The organism is Thermoactinomyces sp. CICC 10735 (genome assembly GCF_016055175.1).
Classification (GTDB): Bacteria; Bacillota; Bacilli; order Thermoactinomycetales; family Thermoactinomycetaceae; genus Thermoactinomyces; species Thermoactinomyces vulgaris.
Genome location: NZ_JAECVT010000004.1, coordinates 479,090 through 497,061, shown reverse-complemented (window position 1 = coordinate 497,061; position 17,972 = coordinate 479,090). Strand labels below are relative to the sequence as shown.

19 protein-coding genes are annotated in these 17,972 nt (G+C 47.0%); 11 read left to right on the top strand and 8 right to left on the bottom strand.

From position 1 onward, the window contains the following. Position 1: 1 nt before the first annotated feature. From I8U23_RS11400 to I8U23_RS11385, 4 genes are all read right to left on the bottom strand, one after another. The gene (locus I8U23_RS11400; protein WP_198051059.1) at positions 2-1,219 is read right to left on the bottom strand and encodes an aspartate aminotransferase family protein; all 1,218 of its coding nucleotides are present in this window, start codon (positions 1,217-1,219) and stop codon (positions 2-4) included. Between the two features lie 52 nt (positions 1,220-1,271). Next, the gene (gene dapD, locus I8U23_RS11395) at positions 1,272-1,979 is read right to left on the bottom strand and encodes a 2,3,4,5-tetrahydropyridine-2,6-dicarboxylate N-acetyltransferase (protein WP_198051058.1); all 708 of its coding nucleotides are present in this window, start codon (positions 1,977-1,979) and stop codon (positions 1,272-1,274) included. A 163-nt stretch (positions 1,980-2,142) separates the two neighbouring features. Next, positions 2,143-2,364, bottom strand: coding sequence for a hypothetical protein (locus I8U23_RS11390; RefSeq protein WP_037994764.1), 222 nt, complete (start codon positions 2,362-2,364; stop codon positions 2,143-2,145). Continuing rightward, the gene (locus tag I8U23_RS11385; RefSeq protein WP_198051057.1) at positions 2,348-3,679 is read right to left on the bottom strand and encodes a helix-turn-helix domain-containing protein; all 1,332 of its coding nucleotides are present in this window, start codon (positions 3,677-3,679) and stop codon (positions 2,348-2,350) included. Before I8U23_RS11385 ends, I8U23_RS11390 begins: the two co-directional genes overlap by 17 nt. A gap of 278 nt (positions 3,680-3,957) precedes the next feature. On the opposite strand from I8U23_RS11385, the gene I8U23_RS11380 reads away from it, so the two are divergent. The 5 genes from I8U23_RS11380 (at position 3,958) to aceA (ending at position 9,240) form a co-directional block, all read left to right on the top strand. Further along, the gene (locus I8U23_RS11380; RefSeq protein WP_049719632.1) at positions 3,958-4,782 is read left to right on the top strand and encodes a YihY/virulence factor BrkB family protein; all 825 of its coding nucleotides are present in this window, start codon (positions 3,958-3,960) and stop codon (positions 4,780-4,782) included. Positions 4,783-4,788: 6 nt separating this feature from the next. Continuing rightward, positions 4,789-5,871 (top strand): AI-2E family transporter, encoded by a 1,083-nt coding sequence (locus I8U23_RS11375; protein ID WP_037994761.1) that lies wholly within the window; start codon positions 4,789-4,791, stop codon positions 5,869-5,871. Between the two features lie 182 nt (positions 5,872-6,053). Beyond that, a complete protein-coding gene (locus tag I8U23_RS13640) occupies positions 6,054-6,179 on the top strand; it encodes a hypothetical protein (protein WP_255347178.1) in 126 nt (41 codons plus the stop codon). A 166-nt stretch (positions 6,180-6,345) separates the two neighbouring features. Then, positions 6,346-7,932 carry a malate synthase A gene (aceB, locus tag I8U23_RS11370; RefSeq protein WP_049719633.1) on the top strand — a complete coding sequence of 529 codons (1,587 nt, stop codon included), beginning with the start codon at positions 6,346-6,348 and terminating at the stop codon, positions 7,930-7,932. A gap of 27 nt (positions 7,933-7,959) precedes the next feature. Next, positions 7,960-9,240 (top strand): isocitrate lyase, encoded by a 1,281-nt coding sequence (gene aceA, locus I8U23_RS11365; protein ID WP_037994758.1) that lies wholly within the window; start codon positions 7,960-7,962, stop codon positions 9,238-9,240. A gap of 55 nt (positions 9,241-9,295) precedes the next feature. Here the strand turns inward: aceA and I8U23_RS11360 are convergent, their stop codons facing one another. Further along, a complete protein-coding gene (locus I8U23_RS11360; RefSeq protein WP_037994755.1) occupies positions 9,296-10,786 on the bottom strand; it encodes a nicotinate phosphoribosyltransferase in 1,491 nt (496 codons plus the stop codon). A gap of 22 nt (positions 10,787-10,808) precedes the next feature. After that, positions 10,809-11,216, bottom strand: coding sequence for a M67 family metallopeptidase (locus tag I8U23_RS11355; protein ID WP_037994753.1), 408 nt, complete (start codon positions 11,214-11,216; stop codon positions 10,809-10,811). A gap of 237 nt (positions 11,217-11,453) precedes the next feature. On the opposite strand from I8U23_RS11355, the gene I8U23_RS11350 reads away from it, so the two are divergent. From I8U23_RS11350 to I8U23_RS11335, 4 genes are all read left to right on the top strand, one after another. After that, complete coding sequence (locus I8U23_RS11350; protein ID WP_198051056.1) at positions 11,454-12,326, top strand: DUF72 domain-containing protein; 873 nt, start codon at positions 11,454-11,456, stop codon at positions 12,324-12,326. 37 nt (positions 12,327-12,363) lie between these two features. Beyond that, complete coding sequence (locus tag I8U23_RS11345; RefSeq protein ID WP_084712809.1) at positions 12,364-13,809, top strand: bifunctional metallophosphatase/5'-nucleotidase; 1,446 nt, start codon at positions 12,364-12,366, stop codon at positions 13,807-13,809. 47 nt (positions 13,810-13,856) lie between these two features. Then, the gene (locus I8U23_RS11340) at positions 13,857-14,114 is read left to right on the top strand and encodes a DUF6154 family protein (RefSeq protein WP_049719637.1); all 258 of its coding nucleotides are present in this window, start codon (positions 13,857-13,859) and stop codon (positions 14,112-14,114) included. A 76-nt stretch (positions 14,115-14,190) separates the two neighbouring features. Beyond that, entirely contained in the window at positions 14,191-14,493 is a 303-nt protein-coding gene (locus tag I8U23_RS11335) for a YunC family protein (RefSeq protein WP_037994745.1), read from the top strand. Between the two features lie 54 nt (positions 14,494-14,547). Here I8U23_RS11335 and I8U23_RS11330 read toward each other — a convergent pair whose 3' ends face one another. After that, a complete protein-coding gene (locus tag I8U23_RS11330) occupies positions 14,548-14,757 on the bottom strand; it encodes a cold shock domain-containing protein (RefSeq protein WP_037994743.1) in 210 nt (69 codons plus the stop codon). Positions 14,758-14,927: 170 nt separating this feature from the next. Continuing rightward, positions 14,928-15,362 carry a DUF2621 family protein gene (locus tag I8U23_RS11325; RefSeq protein WP_049719638.1) on the bottom strand — a complete coding sequence of 145 codons (435 nt, stop codon included), beginning with the start codon at positions 15,360-15,362 and terminating at the stop codon, positions 14,928-14,930. A 598-nt stretch (positions 15,363-15,960) separates the two neighbouring features. Between I8U23_RS11325 and yfkAB the strand changes: the two genes are divergently transcribed. Beyond that, positions 15,961-17,115 (top strand): radical SAM/CxCxxxxC motif protein YfkAB, encoded by a 1,155-nt coding sequence (gene yfkAB / locus I8U23_RS11320; protein WP_062842814.1) that lies wholly within the window; start codon positions 15,961-15,963, stop codon positions 17,113-17,115. 117 nt (positions 17,116-17,232) lie between these two features. Beyond that, positions 17,233-17,907, top strand: a complete 675-nt coding sequence (bluB, locus tag I8U23_RS11315) for a 5,6-dimethylbenzimidazole synthase (protein WP_197051996.1) — start codon at positions 17,233-17,235, stop codon at positions 17,905-17,907. The last annotated feature ends 65 nt before the right edge of the window (positions 17,908-17,972 follow it).

Genomic DNA, 17,972 nt, shown 5'->3' with positions numbered 1-17,972 from the left:
CTTAACCCTCCTCTTCCAGTTTTCTTGCTTGCAGGTGTTTGTTCAATGCTGCCATGAGTGTGTCGATTTCTTCTTCCGTCAGTGTCAGGGGAGGAAGCAGCCGTATCACGGTTCCAGCGGTAATATTGACCAAAATGCCGTCTTCCATCAGGTTTTTTTGCAAAGATTGAAGTGCCTCCGGAGAAAGACAAGTCCGGATTCCGATCATCATGCCGCGCCCCCGGATGCTTTGAATCAGGGGTGGAAAAGTTTCTTTGAGTTCATGTAAACGGGACCACAACAAATCGGCTGTTTTCTTTCCTCGTTCCAACATGCCTTGTTCCAATAAGACATCCAACACCGCGTTGCCGAGGGCGGCGCTCAACGGGGAGGGGGCAAAGGTCGTTCCGTGATCCCCGGGTTTGAATTCATTTTGCAGTTTCTCGCCGGCAATGATTCCGCTCAGCGGCAAGCCGCCCCCGATCCCCTTTCCGAACAAAATCAAGTCCGGTTTCAGTGAATAAGCCTGATAAGCAAAAAGGGTGCCCGTGCGCCCGAGGCCCGTTTGGATCTCATCAACCAAGAAAAGTATTTCTTTGGATTGGCAGATTTGCTGAATGGTTTGCAGATATTCTTCCGTTAGCGGGATGATGCCCCCGGATCCCAAAATCGGTTCCACCAGGATGGCGGCGGGCCGGTTTTCTTCGCAAACCCGGATCAATTCTTCCGGTTGGTTGGCTTCCACTTCATAAACCGGATAGTCAATCAGCGGATAATCCTGATACACCCCGGGTTGGCGGGTTAGTTTCAAGGCGCCCAACGTACGGCCATGGAAACTGTTTTTCAACACGACGATCCCTTTTTTGTCCGGAGCATGTTTGACTGACCATTTATGGATCAGCTTGATGGCTGCTTCAGTGGCTTCGGCTCCGGAATTGCCAAAATAGACCCGGCCGGTGCCGACGGTGTTTTGAACCAGCCGTTGAGCGAGACGGATGGCCGGCGGGTTGAGAAAAAGATTGGAGATGTGCAAAAAGCGGTGTCCCTGTTCATTCAACGCTTTCATCAAATGGGGATGGGAGTGTCCCAAAATATTGACGGCAAGGCCCGTGAACAGATCCAAATAGCGCTTTCCTTCAGTGTCGATTAACCAATTGTTTTCGGCCGCGGCAATGGTGACCGGCAGCCGCCGGACGGTTGGAAAAAGATAAGTTTGATCCAGATGTTGCCAGTCTGACATACTCGTTCCTCCTGCAAATATAAAATGAGCCCCTGAATGGGGCTTGGATGTTTTAAAGTTCGCGCAATGCCTGAATCACTTCGGTTTTGGAACGGGTTTGGCTGTCAATGGATTTGATGACGCGTGCCGGGGTTCCCGCCACCACACTGTTTGGGGGAACGTCTTTGGTCACGACCGCACCGGCGGCAACAACCGCTCCTTTTCCGACCCGGACCCCTTCCAGAATCACGGCATTGGCACCAATTACGACATCGTCTTCAATCACGACGGGCTTTGCGGAAGGAGGCTCAATCACGCCGGCAATCACGGTGCCTGCACCGATGTGGCAGTTTTTCCCGATGGTTCCGCGGCCGCCGACCACCACGTTCATATCGATCATGGTTCCTTCACCGATGACAGCTCCGATATTAATCATGGCCCCCATCATAATGACTGCGTTTTTTCCGATTTCGACATTTTCGCGGATGATGGCGCCCGGTTCAATCCGTGCCGGAATGTCTTTCAAATCCAAGAGAGGAATGGCCGAGTTTCGTCGGTCGTTTTCGATGACATAGTCTTTAATTTTGTCTTTGTTTTCTTCAAGAATGGGTTGGAGTTCTTTCCAGTCGCCAAAAACAACGCCCACCCCGTTGTTGATGAAGGTTTGGGCACCTTTTAAATCAATATGTTCCAAATCCCCTTTAATGTGTACTTTCACGGGAGTCTTTTTTTCGCTTTTTTGAATAAACTCAATGATTTGATGTGCATCCATTTCCTTCATTTAATACATCCTTTCTTTGTCGAAGGGTAAGGGGGACACTTTTTTGTGTACCGTATCACATGAACAAAAGTATATCATATCTCCTCATTCATCGAAAACCGAAAGACTTATCAGCACTAAAAAAAGATCCTCTGAAGAGGATCCAATGAAAGAATCTTCCTTTTTAAAGTCCGCCTGGCTCGCTTTGAAAAAGAGTTGCCAATCCGCCCGGTTCGCTTTGGGAGGGATTCGCCTCGATGGATAATCCACCCGGTTCGCTTTGGAAGGGAGCGATTAATCCGCCCGGTTCACTTTGAGCTGCATGAACCGTGGGGCAGGCAAATCCGGTCAATCCCACAGCAGCAGCCACAACCCCGGAGACAATAAATTTAGATGTTATTTTCATAATCCTCTACCTCCCATCTATTAAAACCTTTTTTTACATTATACATATTTCGCATGCAATTCTGAAATTCCTTTTCATCATGTCCATCATAACAGCGTGCCAAACTAAACCAAATTTTGAATTCTTTATCCTGATACTTATGTTTTTGAGATATTTCAAGCGCTTTCTTATAAGTTAATATTGCCTCATCCCTTTGGTTGCACATCAGGCACAAATCACCGAGAATAATAAGACTGGTGCTTAAGCGGGGAGCGTCGTTAAACTTCTCAGCCAACCGGATTGCCGTTTTTAACATCTGGCTGGCTTCGTCGTTGCGGCCTTGTTTGATGTAGAGGATGCCCAGGCGGGTGTAAACCGTGGTCAGCCGCTGGTCAGGCGGGAATTTTCCTTCCAGTTTCAAAGCCATTTTGAACGAAGTTTCTGCCATTTCCCATTCTTTTTTTGCAGTGTAAACACTGCCGAGAACCGTCCATAAATCACACATGCTGTCATACTGCTTGTTGTTTCTCGAAATCTCGATGCCTTCTGTCGCATAATCAATGGCTTCATCCAACAAGCCGGACAAGCGGGAAAATTCGGCGCGCAACCAATAGAAGCTGAGCAGGGTGCTGATATCGTTGATTTGGGGGATCATATCCCATATATCCTGAACCAGGCGTATCCCTTCGGTGATTCGTCCCATGCGCTGGAGGTAAACACCTTTGTTGCGGTATAATAAATATTTGATGTGCTGATTATCTCCTGAGTCTTTAAAGGCTTCAATGCCGTTGTTTGTCATTTCCAGGGCCTGTTCGATATTGTTTTGTTTGTAACGGATCAAGCCGAGCAAAAGATAACTGGCTGCTTCCATATTGCTTTCTTTATAAGGGTTTTGCTGAGAAATGCGAAGGGCATTATACAAGGTGCGCTCAGCCTGTTTCCACTTTTGCTTGCTCATGTAGCACTCGCCTTTGTAATAGTAAGCTTGGGCGATGAACGGGTTGTTTTCATCCAGATTAAGCGCATCCAGGCGTTTCAATGCTTCATCGATCAGGCCGATTCTTCGCAATGTGGCAATGGAGAGAAGTTCAAACTTAACTTTTTTTAATTTTTCTTGCTCTTTCATGAGCATTTCTGGTAATTTATGCATGGGGAGATTCAATTTTTCCAGAAGATATGAAATTTTCTCAGGACTCACATGGGCGACCCCACGCTCGATGTTGGAAACCGTCGCCGGTGAAATGTTTTCATCGGCAAGGTCTTCCAATCTCAAACCGCGGTCTTTTCGAACCTTGCGAATCACTTCACCGATTTCGTGAAGGGCCAATTGTTTCAAACCGATCACCTCACAATCCGTTAATTATTATTATATTACACCTTTTTAAAAAAAATGGGAATGAGTGTTTTTTAAACTTCTTAAATATAAAAGGAAGTTTTTTGCGGGATTTTCAAATTTGTCATTACTAAAGCAGCCGGGACAAGGAAATAAAAGTAAGAAGAAAAAGAAGGAGGTTTAAAAAAGCAGAAAAGACGAAAAAAAAATTAAAAAAAAAGATTCCGATCATCCATCCGTTTCGGTTGGAATAAAATGGTTCAACTTTGGAGGTAAACATTGTGTTTTGGGTATTCATCAGGGAATTGAAACAACGGATCTTGAAAGAAAGGCTTTATGATCTTGCCGCCCAGTTGGCTTATTACTTCTTGATGTCTTTGTTTCCGTTTTTATTGTTTACGGTAACCGTGCTGGCTTATCTTCCTGTTTCCAGCGACAACATCCTGCGTTTGATCCAGCCTTTTGCGCCGGAAGATACGTATGTGCTTGTGGAGAACAATTTGCGGGTCATATTGGATCAACAGCGGGGAGGCATTTTTTCGGTCAGCCTGATTGTCACGTTATATTTGGCTTCCATCGCTTTTCAATCGGTCATCCGCATCTTGAATAATGCTTATCAGGTCGAACAAACCCGGCCGTTTCTCATCCAGTGGCTTTTGGGAATTGTTTTAATGATGGGGCTTTTGATCGCCATCACGGTTTCTTTGATATTGCCGGTGTTTGGAAAGATCATCGGAGAGTTTGTGTTCGGTCTGCTCGGGTTGAGTGACTTTTTTTATGAAGTATGGATTTGGCTGCGGTGGATTTTAAGCAGTTGCGTTCTGTTTCTGGTGTTTTTCTTTGTGTACAAATTTGCGCCCAACCGGAAAATCGGCACGATGGAAGCTTTGCCCGGGGCCGTTTTTTCGACGATCGGCTGGCAACTCAGCTCGCTGGCTTTTTCTTATTATGCTTCAATCAACAATTATTCACATATTTACGGGAATTTGGGTGCTATTATTGTATTGGTGGGATGGATATATTTGTCTGCCATGATTTTGATATTGGGCGGGATGATTAATGCCACCTTTGGACAATTGAAAAAACGGGACAGATGGGAGAGTTGAGAGCTTATGCCGGATACAAAGGCATTTCGGATCGGATATGGGATCATCATTATATTATTGATTATTTTGTTGGCGAATCAAGTGAACTTTATTTTTCAACCTTTGGTGGTGTTGGTGCAAACCTTGTTTTTCCCATTTTTGCTGGCGGGGATTTTATTTTATTTGTTCCGGCCGTTGGTCCGCTGGCTGGAGAAGAAAAAGATTCCCCGCACCATCTCCATTTTGTTGATTTACCTTGCCATCATCGGCTTGTTGTTTTTGCTCGGTTCGTTGGTGGCGCCGGTTCTGCAAGAACAGTTGACCCATTTAATCCAAAATTTGCCGGCGATCACCGATGCGGCCAAAGAAGAGTTAATCCGGTGGAGCCATCATCCGTGGGTGAATGACAACCTGGATTGGAAGAAAATCATGACCTATGTGACCAATTACTTGAATTCCAGTTATAAAGCGATCGGCGCCAATGTCGCCAACTTCTTCCAAGTGCTGACCAATATCGTGATGGTTTTTATCACGGTTCCTTTCATTCTTTATTTCATGTTAAAAGAAGGGGAGCGTTTTCCCCATTATGTTTTGCAATGGCTCCCTGAAAAAGAAAGGGATAAGGGATTGCGGATTTTGTCGGATATGGATTTTGCGCTCAGCTCATACATCAAAGGACAAATTTTGGTGAGTTTTTGTGTCGGGGTTTTGGTTTACATCGGATATTTGATCATCGGCTTGGAGTATTCATTGATTTTGGCCATCATCACTATGTTTACTAACGTCATTCCGTTTCTCGGCCCGTTTCTCGGAACCATCCCCGCAGTCATTGTTGCATTGATTGATTCCCCGGGCATGGTGGTCAAAGTGCTGGTGGTCACCATCGTTGCCCAACAGATTGAAGGAAATCTGGTTTCTCCGCTTGTGATGGGAAAAAGCTTGAACATTCATCCGTTGACCATTATCGTTTTGCTCTTGGTTGCCGGAAGTCTGGTCGGTTTTTTGGGGTTGTTGTTGGCGGTCCCGGTTTATGCCGTCACGAAAGTGGTGTTGAGTCATCTGTATCGGCTCTTTTTGCTGCGGTGGCGTCAAAAAAGGGCTGAAGGGTGATATTCAAATCAGTCCATCTCATGATGGGCTGATTTGAAAAAGATGAAAGAATCGCTTTATCATAAAAAGGAATAATTTAAATATTGTATAAAATATATTAATAAATACCAATCATTTGCCATCGATCCGTTGGATTGTTTCCATTTCTGATTCACCATTCATCCAAAAAAGGGGGAAAGGGAATGGGAAAAGAATGGGATCCGACAGAAATCAAGCTTGAATCACCCGACCCGGAATTCGAGGCGGGAATTAAAGAATTTGAGTTGACACTCGATGAAGAATGCGCCGAATTGGATATTGACATTTAAGCCGTTGGACCGCTCCGTGGAGCGGTTATTTTTATTTGTTAAAAATATAAATTCGAAAAAAATGAATTTTTCTGTTGTTATATAACAGTAACTGTGATAATATAAATGTTGAAAGCAAGATCTGTTATATAATAACAGGTGGCCGAAAATGGGGAGGAATCATCGAATGACTGAGCTGGTGTCAGAGGGAATCAGGGTTTCTAAAGAGGTGCCGCCCTTATATCGGGAAATCTTGTCCGACGATGCGTTGCAATTTATTGCCAAGCTGGCACGTGCTTTCAGCCCGATGCGAGACAAACTGTTATTGAACAGGAAAGAAAGGCAGAAACGGCTGGATCAGGGAGAGTTGCCGGATTTTTTGCCGGAGACCAAACACATTCGGGAAGGGGATTGGACGATTGCCCCGTTGCCGGAGGATTTGAAGGATCGGCGGGTGGAGATTACCGGGCCGGCCGGAGACCGGAAACTGGTGATTAATGCGTTGAATTCCGGAGCCAACGTCTTTATGGCCGATTTCGAAGATGCCAATTCCCCGACCTGGAAAAACACCATTGGCGGTCAAATCCATTTAAGGGATGCGGTGAACGGGACAATTGAATATCGCAATCCGGACGGAAAAGAATACCGGTTGAAAGAAAACCCGGCTGTGTTGATCGTACGGCCGCGCGGATGGCATCTGGATGAGACGCGGATTTTGGTGGATGGAAATCCGGTTCCGGGAGGACTGGTCGATTTCGGCCTCTACTTTTTCCACAATGCCAAGAAATTGATCGAAAAAGGATCCGGTCCTTACTTTTATCTTCCAAAATTGGAGAGTCACTTGGAAGCACGGTTGTGGAATGATGTCTTTCTGTTTGCCGAGCATGAGTTTTCCCTTCCGAAAGGGACGATCAAAGCCACGGTTTTGATTGAAACCATCATGGCCGCATTTGAAATGGACGAAATTCTTTATGAATTGCGTGAGCATTCGGCCGGATTGAACTGCGGTCGTTGGGATTATATTTTCAGCTATCTGAAACGTTTGAGAAACCATGAGGATGTGATTCTGCCGGACCGGGAACGGGTGACCATGACCGTGCCCTTTATGCGGGCATACACCTTGTTGGCCATTCAGACCTGCCATCGTCGAAATGCCCCCTGCATCGGAGGGATGGCCGCACAGATTCCGATCAAACAGGACGAAAGAGCCAATGCGGAAGCCATGAAAAAAGTCCGTTTGGATAAAGAGAGAGAAGCCAAAGACGGCCATGACGGGACCTGGGTGGCACATCCCGGTTTGGTTCCGGTGGCAAAGGAAGTTTTTGACCAATACATGACAACCCAAAACCAAATTCACAAGAAGAGAGAAGATGTCAAGATCGAGGCGAAAGATCTGTTGGCCGTGCCGGAAGGCATGATCACGGAATATGGACTCCGGAAAAACATCCGGGTGGCCATGCAGTATCTGGAGGCTTGGCTCAAAGGATCCGGAGCCGCTGCGATTGACCATTTGATGGAGGATGCCGCCACGGCGGAAATTTCCAGGGCGCAGGTTTGGCATTGGATCCGGCATGAAAAAGGGATTTTGTCCGACGGCCGGAAAATCACTGCGGAATTGGTCCGCCAATGGATTGATCAGGAATTCAACAAGTTGCGCAAAGATGCGCAGGATGACAGTGTGTTGAACCAGGCAAAAGAAATATTTTCAGAATTGGTGTTTGAAGATGAATTCAGCGAATTTTTGACCCTGAATGCCTCCCGCTATTTAGATTGATTTCATCAAGAAGAAAGGATGAGCGAAATGACTCAACAACAAGAAGCGTTGGAATTAAAAAGAGACTGGGAAGAAAATCCGCGTTGGAAGGGGATCAAACGTCCGTATACGCCTGAACAAGTTCTGAAATTGCGGGGATCGGTGAAAATTGAATATACTTTGGCCCGCAGAGGGGCCGAGCGTTTGTGGAAGTTGATGGAGAAAGAATCTTTTGTGCGCGCACTGGGTGCCCTGACGGGAAACCAGGCGGTCCAACAAGTGAAAGCCGGCTTGAAAGCCATTTATTTGAGCGGTTGGCAGGTTGCCGCCGATGCCAACCTGGCCGGACAAATGTATCCGGACCAAAGTTTGTATCCGGCCAACAGTGTTCCGCATGTGGTCAAACGCATTAATCAGGCCTTGCAAAGGGCCGATCAAATTGAGCATTCGGAAGGAAAAAGGGAAAGAGAATGGTTTGCCCCGATTGTGGCGGATGCCGAGGCCGGGTTCGGGGGCCCGTTGAATGTCTTTGAGTTAATGAAAGCGATGATTGAAGCAGGAGCCGCCGGAGTACACTTTGAAGATCAGCTGGCTTCCGAGAAAAAATGCGGGCATTTGGGCGGAAAAGTGTTAATTCCGACACAACAAGCAATCCGCAACCTGATTGCAGCCCGCCTGGCAGCGGACGTCATGGGAGTTCCCACCATCTTGATTGCCCGGACTGACGCCAATGCCGCCAAATTGATCACCAGCGACATTGATCCCTATGATCATCCGTTCATCACCGGCGAGCGTTCTCCGGAAGGTTTTTATTACCTGAAAAACGGTCTGGACACCGCGATTGCAAGAGGATTGGCTTATGCTCCGTATGCCGACCTGATCTGGTGTGAAACGTCTGAGCCCAACCTGGAGGAAGCACGCCGCTTTGCAGAAGCCATTCATGAAAAATATCCCGGCAAATGGCTGGCCTACAACTGTTCGCCGTCCTTCAACTGGAAGAAAAAATTGGATGAAAAAACCATTGCCACTTTCCAAGAAGAGCTCGGGAAAATGGGTTATAAATTCCAATTCGTCACCCTGGCCGGATTCCATTCGCTCAACCACGGAATGTTTGAACTTGCCAAAGGCTACAGCGAAAGAGGAATGGCCGCTTACTCTGAATTGCAACAGGCGGAGTTTGCAAGCCAGGAAAAAGGCTATACGGCCGTCAAGCACCAGCGTGAAGTGGGCACCGGCTACTTTGACGAAGTATCCATGGTCATTTCGGGAGGAACCTCATCGACTACCGCTTTGAAAGAGTCGACCGAAGCAGAACAATTTACGACTTGATCCCAAAAAGAAGGACCTGCTGTGAAGCAGGTCCTTTTCGTCTGGTGCCGGTTTTTCACGGGGTGGAATCACCGGATGATTCAGCATGGCCGTTTTCCTCGGTTTTAATCGTTTGATACACTTTTTGAATCATTTCTTCTTTCGTTTGCCAAAGTTTGGTCGACAAGTTCACATGATATTCTTCAGGGTTTAAGATCCGTAAATATTCTTCCCAAAACTGGGAAAGCTGTTCCCGGTGATAAGCACGGATCTCGTTGAGTGAAGGGAGGTCATAAACCAGTTTTCCGTTTTGAAAAATCGGTTTTAATAACGGGACCGCCTTAAAACGCTTCATTTTTTTGCGGCGGAATGTGTGAACCGGATGGAACAGTGTGAGTGGTCTGTTTTCATCGATTTGTTCATCGGTGAGTGTGAGCAAGTCGCCGTGTGCCTTGTTTTTCCGGTCGAGAATCCGGTATACGTTTTTGCGGCCCGGTGTTGTCACTTTGGCCGGATTGGAAGAAATTTTGATGGTGGGTTCCCACACCCCGTTTTCATAGCGGGAAACCATTTTATACACGGCTCCCAAGGAGGGGGTGTCATAAGCGGTGATCAGTTTTGTGCCGATTCCCCATGAATCCACTTTGGCTCCTTGCGATTTCAGGTTTAAAATCGTGAATTCATCCAAGTCGCTCGAGGCGACGATTTTTGTTTCCGTCAGTCCGGCTTCATCCAGCATCCGGCGGGCTTGTTTGGATAAATAAGCGAGATCCCCGCTGTCGATCCGGATTCCCTTTAGGGTTTTTCCTTGTTTTTTGAGTTCTTTTCCCACTTGGATGGCATGCGGAAGACCGCTTCGCAAGGTATTGTACGTGTCCACCAAAAGCACACAATGATCGGGAAATGCTTTGGCATAAGCGCGAAACGCTTCCAGTTCGCTCGGGAAATCCTGGATCCATGCATGGGCGTGGGTTCCGCTGGTGGGAATGCCAAATTTTTTTCCGGCCAATGTGTTTGAAGTTGCATCAAAACCGGCCAGATAGGCGGCGCGGGCACCCCAGACGGAAGCGTCTTTTTCCTGTGCACGACGGGTTCCGAATTCCATGAGCTGTTCATCGGGCGCCACATGCCGGATTCTTGCCGCTTTGGTTGCGACCAAGCTTTGGAAACCGATAAAATTGAGAAGCGCGGTTTCGATCAATTGTAATTCGATGATGGATCCTTCGGCACGCAGCATGGGAACCCCCGGGAAAGTAAGGGTTCCTTCCGGGAGGGCATAAATATTTCCGGTGAAACGAAAGTTTCTCAAGTAATCGTAAAACGCCGGGTCAAACGGTTCATCAAAGGATTTGATATATTCAATGTCCTCTTCCGTAAAATGTAGATTCATCAAATACCTGACGGCTCTTTCAAGCCCCGCGAAAACCGTATATCCGTTGCCGAAAGGAAGTTTGCGAAAATATAAATCAAATGCCCGCTGATGGAGGTGGGTTCCATTTTTAAAGTGGGCATACATCATCGTCAGTTGGTATTTGTCGGTGTGCAATACTGAAATATGTTCATTCATGGTGTAAACTCCTGTTCTACATTCATTCGATGATCTTAAACATGAGCGGAATGGCTTTGCGATCATGTATATAGTAAGCGCAAAATTGCATTTCTTTATCCTTTAAGGACATGATCCACAAGCTTTTGTTTGCAAAACTCCATGCAGACAGATCCCGGTTTGAGGGGTAGGCTTGAGTCAGCGGGTGTGAACGCATGACACCCAGCCACTCCAATTGATTGGAACGGATTTGTTTAATGATGTCAAAATAGGCGCTGGGTTCCGGTTCCAATGAACAAGGTGTGCGGTTTTGGCTGGGAACGGGAAAAAAATGTGTGATGGTGGTGAGATGCCCCGCTAAAAAACCATACCCTTCGTCAGGGTATTTTTTATAGCAATACTCTTTGATTTGCTCTACGACATGCTGATGAATGGTATAATAGGACGGCATGAATCCGGCCCCCTCATCGGAATTTGCATTTAAAGGAGTCTGCCATTATTTTATATTTCTATAAATAGAAAGTCTATGCCGGATTTCAAAGCGGGAAGCCGCTTGCGCCCCTTTTCCCCGTTTTTTGTTGCCGGCGGGGAGGGGAGGTTCGTGTGCCTTTCATTTTTTTTGCTTTATACAAATGGTAAAATAAAAGATATTTAGTTACTTGTTGAATTGGGGAAAGGCGGATGAAAGATGAGCGAAATCATAAACCCGGTTCAGGTGGGTTTATGCGGGTGGGGCGACCATGACATCTATCCGCCCGGAACCCGGTCCCATGAGAAATTGGCCATTTATGCAGGTCATTTTCCGGTGGTTGAATTGGACAGCACCTTTCATGCCATTGCCCCGCCGGACCGAATGGAGCGTTGGGCACAAGAAACACCGGCTTCTTTCAGGTTTGTGGTGAAGGCTTACCGGGAGCTGACCGGACATGGCCGCCTGGAGCGTGCTCCGGTCCGGACGTGGACGGAGCTGGTGGAGGAAATGAAAGATTCGGTGGAACCGTTGATCAAACATGGAAAATTGTCGATGTTGCTGTTTCAGTTTCCGCCGTGGTTTGACTGCACCAAAAAGCATGTGAAATATATCCGGCGGGTTCGCGAAGCATTTCGTGATTATCCGGTGGCAATTGAGTTTCGGCATCAAAGCTGGTTTCTGCCCCGGTTCAAATCGTCCACCCTTCGTTTTTTGCGGGAGGAAAAACTGATCCATACCATTTGCGATGAACCCCAGGCAGGGGAAGGATCGGTTCCTCCGGTTGTCGAAGTCACCCATCCGCAACATGCGCTCATCCGCATGCACGGACGGAATTTGGAAGGATGGAATAACACCGGGCAACCCAACTGGCGGGATGTGCGGTATGCGTACCGATATTCGGACGAAGAACTGGACGAATGGAAAAATATCATTGAGCAATTAAAGGGCAGAACCGGTCAGGTGACCGTGCTTTTCAACAATAACTCACAAGGGGACGCGGCCGGAAATGCCAAGCAGATAATTGGCAAACTGAATCTTACCTTCAGCGGACTGGCTCCGAGACAGTTGACTTTTTTCGAAGAGTTGTGAGAACGTCGCAGCCAATAACAGGGGTGAGGGGATTTTCGTGAGCCGATTGAAACGAGTTCATCTATTGCATACCAACGACTTGCACAGTCATTTGGATCAGGCCGGGAAGATTTACACGCAAGTGGATTTATTGCAGAAGCAATTCGAAGAAAAAGGGGAACCGCATTTTCTTTTGGATATCGGGGACCATATGGACCGGTTCCGGTTGGAAACCGAAGGAACCGACGGCAGGGTCAACCGTGCTTTGTTGGAGAGAACCGGTTACGATATGGTCACTTTTGGCAATAATGAATTGTTGACTTTTTCCAAAGAACAATTGGGGATGTTGTATGATGATGCGCCTTTTTCGGTGGTGTCCACCAATGTTTTTGATGTAAACGGGGTGGAACGGCCGGATTGGATTGTTCCTTACGAATGGAAAGATGCCGGCGGCCTCCGTGTTTGTTTTCTGGCGGCGACGATCCCTTATCCCCGGGTGTATGAAATGATGGGCTGGCAGGTGAAAAATCCTTTTGCCATCCTTGGGCAGACGGTTGAATCATTGCGCAACCGGGCGGACATTATTGTATTGCTTTCCCATTTGGGTTTGGGAAACGACCGGAAGCTGGCCGAACAAATTGATGGAATCGACATCATCATCGGCGCACATACCCATCACTTGCTGGAAAAAGCCGAGAAAGTGAGAAATACATATTTGGCTGCAGCAGGAAAATTTGGTCAGGCGGTCGGCCAAGTGACGGTTTTCTTTGATGAAACCACCCGGTCAGTTCAGGATGTAACGGCACGCTGTCATGATCTGGCGGGGCAGGTGCCTGACGAAAGCATCAATTTGTTGATCCGCCGTTACAAAGAGCGGGCTGAGCAAAACCTGTCCCAACCCGTTGCCCGTTTGGAGGAACCGCTCACCGTCAACTGGAATGCGGAGTCGCCTTTTGCCAATTTGTTGGCGGACGGCATCCGGGATTGGGTCGGGGCGGATGTGGCCTTGGTCAACAGCGGTCAATTGTTATGCGATTTGCCCAAAGGAACGGTTACCTTGGAAATGATTCACCAGACGTGTCCGCATCCGATCAATCCGGTGTTGGTCGAAATCAGCGGAAGGGATTTGAAAAATGCGCTGGAAGAGTCACTGCTTGCGGAGTTTCAACAAAAACCGATCCGCGGTTTCGGCTTTCGCGGAGAAATCTTGGGAACCCTGAGTGTATCGGGAATCGAAGTACGGTTTGACCCGAGGCGCAAACCGTACCAAAAGATTACATCCATCCGGTTTGGGGAAAAAGGGGAATGGAAAGAAGAGGAAACCTATTTGGTGGGAATGATTGATATGTTTATATTCGGGGCCGGTTATCTGTCTTTAAAAAACGCGAGGTTAATCAAGTACTTTCTTCCCGAGTTTTTGCGGGATTTGCTGGCCTATCAGCTTAAGAAACCGGTGGCCGTCGAACGATGCAAAGAACGCAGGTTTTTCAAAGCAGGTAATTGAGAACGAACGACAGTGACATAAATTCATATGGATTTGGAGGTTGTTGCATGAGTTTTGTGGATGAGGTTTACGATTTGTATCGCGATCAATTAAATGATGATGAAGAAGATGCCGTGGCCATTGTACTCAGCATACTGGAGGAGCAGTCCCGTGAACACATGATGCAGCTCATTGAGCAGATGGATGATGATGAAATCACGCAAATGCTGGGGGTTTATCTGGTTGAAATGTTGAAGCTGAAAATGGTTCAGGACGGGAAATTGCCCCGTTTGCGTTCCGTGTCCCCGGTCACTCGTTATCATTGATCCGAAAGATTTCCTCACATGCACCGTTTGCGGCACATACATTGTATAAAAACGGTCCGCATGAGGAGGGAATCGGATGATCCAATTGAAACCTTTGGATATTGAAGGAAAGCAAGTTTTGGGAATTGAAGTCAAATTGCCGAAAACAACCCTGTTGGTGGTTACGACCGATAAAGGATATATTATGTGCGGTGCTTTGGATGTCGCGTTGTTAAACGAACGGCTTTCGGAGCGGAACATCATTGCGGCGCGTGCGCTGGGGGTCCGAACCTTGGAGCAGTTGTTGGATGCGCCGCTGGAATCGGTCACGCATACGGCGGAGGCGAAAGGAATCAAGCCGGGGATGACCGGAAGGCAAGCTCTGCTGCGGATGATCTGAATAAAGATGAAAAAAGCACTTTCCATTGGAAAGTGCTTTGTTGTCTGCGTTGAATCAGCGTACAGAGTTCAAACGTACGACATTGGCGGATTGGGGACCGCGGTCTCCTTCCACAATGTCAAATTCAACAGGTTCGCCTTCTTCAAGTGTTTTGAATCCTTCAGATTGAATGGCCGAATAATGAACAAATACATCTCCGCCGTCTTCGCGTTCAATGAATCCATAACCTTTTTCGGCGTTAAACCATTTTACTGTTCCCTTCATCTCAGGGCCTCCTTCTTTCCATTAAAAAGCGGCCAAACTCAAGCACTTGAAAACCTATTGTTTTGAAACAAGAGGCCACAAGATGAAACTTGACTTGCGATACCAGCTTTTTAACTCATTATGAACCTAAGTTTACCATGTTGAGCGGCAAGTGGCAAGTTTTTTCTGTGTCACTCCAAAAGATGCCGGTATTTGGACAGATCGATTTGTTTTTCTTTCAATTTTTTGATGAGCCACTTGTGGTCCCGTTTCGGGGTGGCCAGAATATAACCGCGGATAATATATTCTTCATTTAATGCCTCGGCCTGGTCTTTCAAAGCCAATTCCCCGATTTTTGCCGCAATCTTTTGTTTGGCCACATCCCGGAACAATTGGGGGACCGGCTGGACAAGTTCGTTTAAAAGTTCTTTTTGTTCCTGATTCCACAAATGAAGAGTCTCGTTTATGTAATATTCCTGCCAATCAAGAATCGATTTTCCATCTTCTTTGGGAAGGGCTTTTAAAAACTTGCGGAACATAAAATAACCGCCAATGGCGAGAAAAACGAGAAAACCAATCCAAAAGAACAAATAGATCCACTGCAGCCAGGCTGGTCCGATGCTCATCGCGGCTTCACCTCTTCTCTGCTTCTATCTAAAAAGTTATTATAAAGGAGAGGAAAATCGGAGTAAATAAAAAACGCCTTCATCCTTGTTTTCCCGATGAAGGCGTTTATAAGATCCGCTGATTATACCAACAAACTAATTCCATAACCGATCAGTCCCCAACATGGAATGCTTAATAACACCGCGTTAAATAATCCAGCCATTGGTTTTTGCATCAGGCATACCTCCCGTGAATTGGTTTCTGTGTATGATCAGGTTCAGCCGGCCAGCAAGCGGATGCCGAAGTAAATCATCGTCCAAACCGGAACACTCATTAACACTGCGTTAAATAATCCCACCGATGCGTGGTTCATTGTTTTTCCCTCCGTGACCTCTTTGTTGATCTCATTATAGCGGCTCCGGGAATGGTTTGTCTTTGTTTTCGGGCAAATGTAAAGTACATGTAATAATGGGGTTAAATTAAAGAAACAGATGGACCGGTTTGTTACATACGGAATCCTTTTGTAATAAAAAGCGGGCATTGCGCCCGGAAGATCGTTGCGTTATATTCATACACAGTGTTTTATGTATTGCAGGCAGGTTAAAAGGAGCAATGGCCATGATAAGGATGACAAATCAAAAAAAAGAACTGACGCCCGATTGGGATCCGTGGGATCCTTGGTATACAAGAGTTGAAAAAGGCAGGTACGAATTGACAAGTGTGGAATTCACGGTGACACAGTTGTGCAATCTTCGCTGTGAACATTGTGCGGTCGGGGAGGAATTGGTGGAACGGGAAGGCATTCCGATTCCGGTTGAACGATTGATTGCAGCTTTGGAGGAAATCGATACCTTAAAGACGGTCAGCATTACCGGCGGCGAGCCGGTTTTGAATCCCGGAGTCGTCCAAAACACCATTCAACCCTTGTTGAAATATTGCAAGGAACGCGGGATTTATACGCAATTGAATTCCAATCTCACGTTGCCGCTGAACCGGTATCTGGATTGGATTGATGATTTGGATGTTCTGCATATTTCATACAATTACCGGGATGAAAAAGATTTTTACCGGATGGCCTTTAAAAACTTCGGGAAGGAAATCAAGCCCAAAGTGGCGGAGCGGTTGTATGAACAGATGATCGATAATGCCCGCGAGCTTTCCAAAAGAGGGGTTTTTGTTTCGGCAGAGTCCCTGTTAAGCCCGTTTACGGCCAAATATATTGAAAAAATGCACCAAACCGTTGCAGAAATGGGATGCAAACGGCACGAAGTCCATCCTTTGTACCCCAGTGACTTTGCCAAAAACATGGAGCTTTTAAGTTTGGATGAGTATCGGGAAGCCGTTTGGAAACTGTTGGATCACCGGCATCCGGATGTATGGGTTTTGTTTGGGACCCTTCCTTTTTATCCGTGCAGTGACAAAAAAGAAGACCGTGAATTGTGGAGGCGTCTGCATCAAGAGGCCAACGTGACCGTTCGCCAGGATCCGGACGGACGCAACCGGTTAAATGTGAATGTTTTCACCGGGGATGTGATTGTGACCGACTTCGGGGATGTTCCTCCGCTCGGAAACATTCATCGTGACCGTCTCAGTGATGTGTTTGAACGTTGGCTCAACAGTCCCGTTGCCAAAGAAGTTCATTGTTTTTGCAAAGAAGCTCGCTGTGCGGGCCCCAATCTGCTGGTGAAAAACGCTTACTACCCCCATTGGGATTTCCAAAACCGGCAAGCCAAAGTCAGGGTGGGTCGCCGTGAATCATTGGATCTTCTGTAGAAAACCATCTTAAAAAAGGAATATAATAGAAGTGAGGGCCGAACAAGGTTCCGGCCACCGAAAGCGAATGTCCGGCAAGACATTGTTGTCACCGGGAAAAATGAGGGAGGCATTCGTTTGCACGATACTTTTTCCAAAGAGGAGCAGGAAGTGATTTACCGGGTGATCCGAGCCCGTCGGGACATCCGTCATTTTTCAAGCAAGCCGGTTCCCAAAGATGCATTGAAGAGAATTTTACAGGCGGCTCATTTTGCGCCTTCGGTCGGATTTATGCAGCCGTGGAATTTTATTTTTGTCAACTCTTATGCATTGCGCCGGTCCATAAAAGATCAATTTATCGAGACCAACCGGGGGCAATTGGAAAAAATCCCGGAAGAAGAGCGGAAAAAGTTGTACCGGGATTTAAAGTTGGAAGGGATCATGGAAGCGCCGGTGAATGTGGCGGTCACCTGTGACCGGAATCGCGATGCCCCTTTTGTGTTGGGGCGCGGTCCCATGCCGGAGACCGATTTGTTCAGCACGTGTCTGGCCATCCAAAACATGTGGCTGGCGGCCCGTGCCGAGGGCATCGGGATCGGCTGGGTCAGCATTTTGGACCAAGAGAAAACGGAGGAACTTTTGAAGTTGCCGGAAGGAGTCCGGCTGGTTGCCTATCTTTGCATCGGCTATCCGGTTGAATTTCGTCCCAAACCCATGTTGGAAGAGAAAGGTTGGAAATCCCGGTTGGATTTGTCGAAACTGATTTATGAAAACGAGTGGGGTAACCCGTTGGATCTGGAGCAGATGGAGTGAGACCCGGAAGCCAAATTTCTTGTTTTGGAAGTTTGGCTTTTCTTTTTACAAGAAAGGGGGAAGCC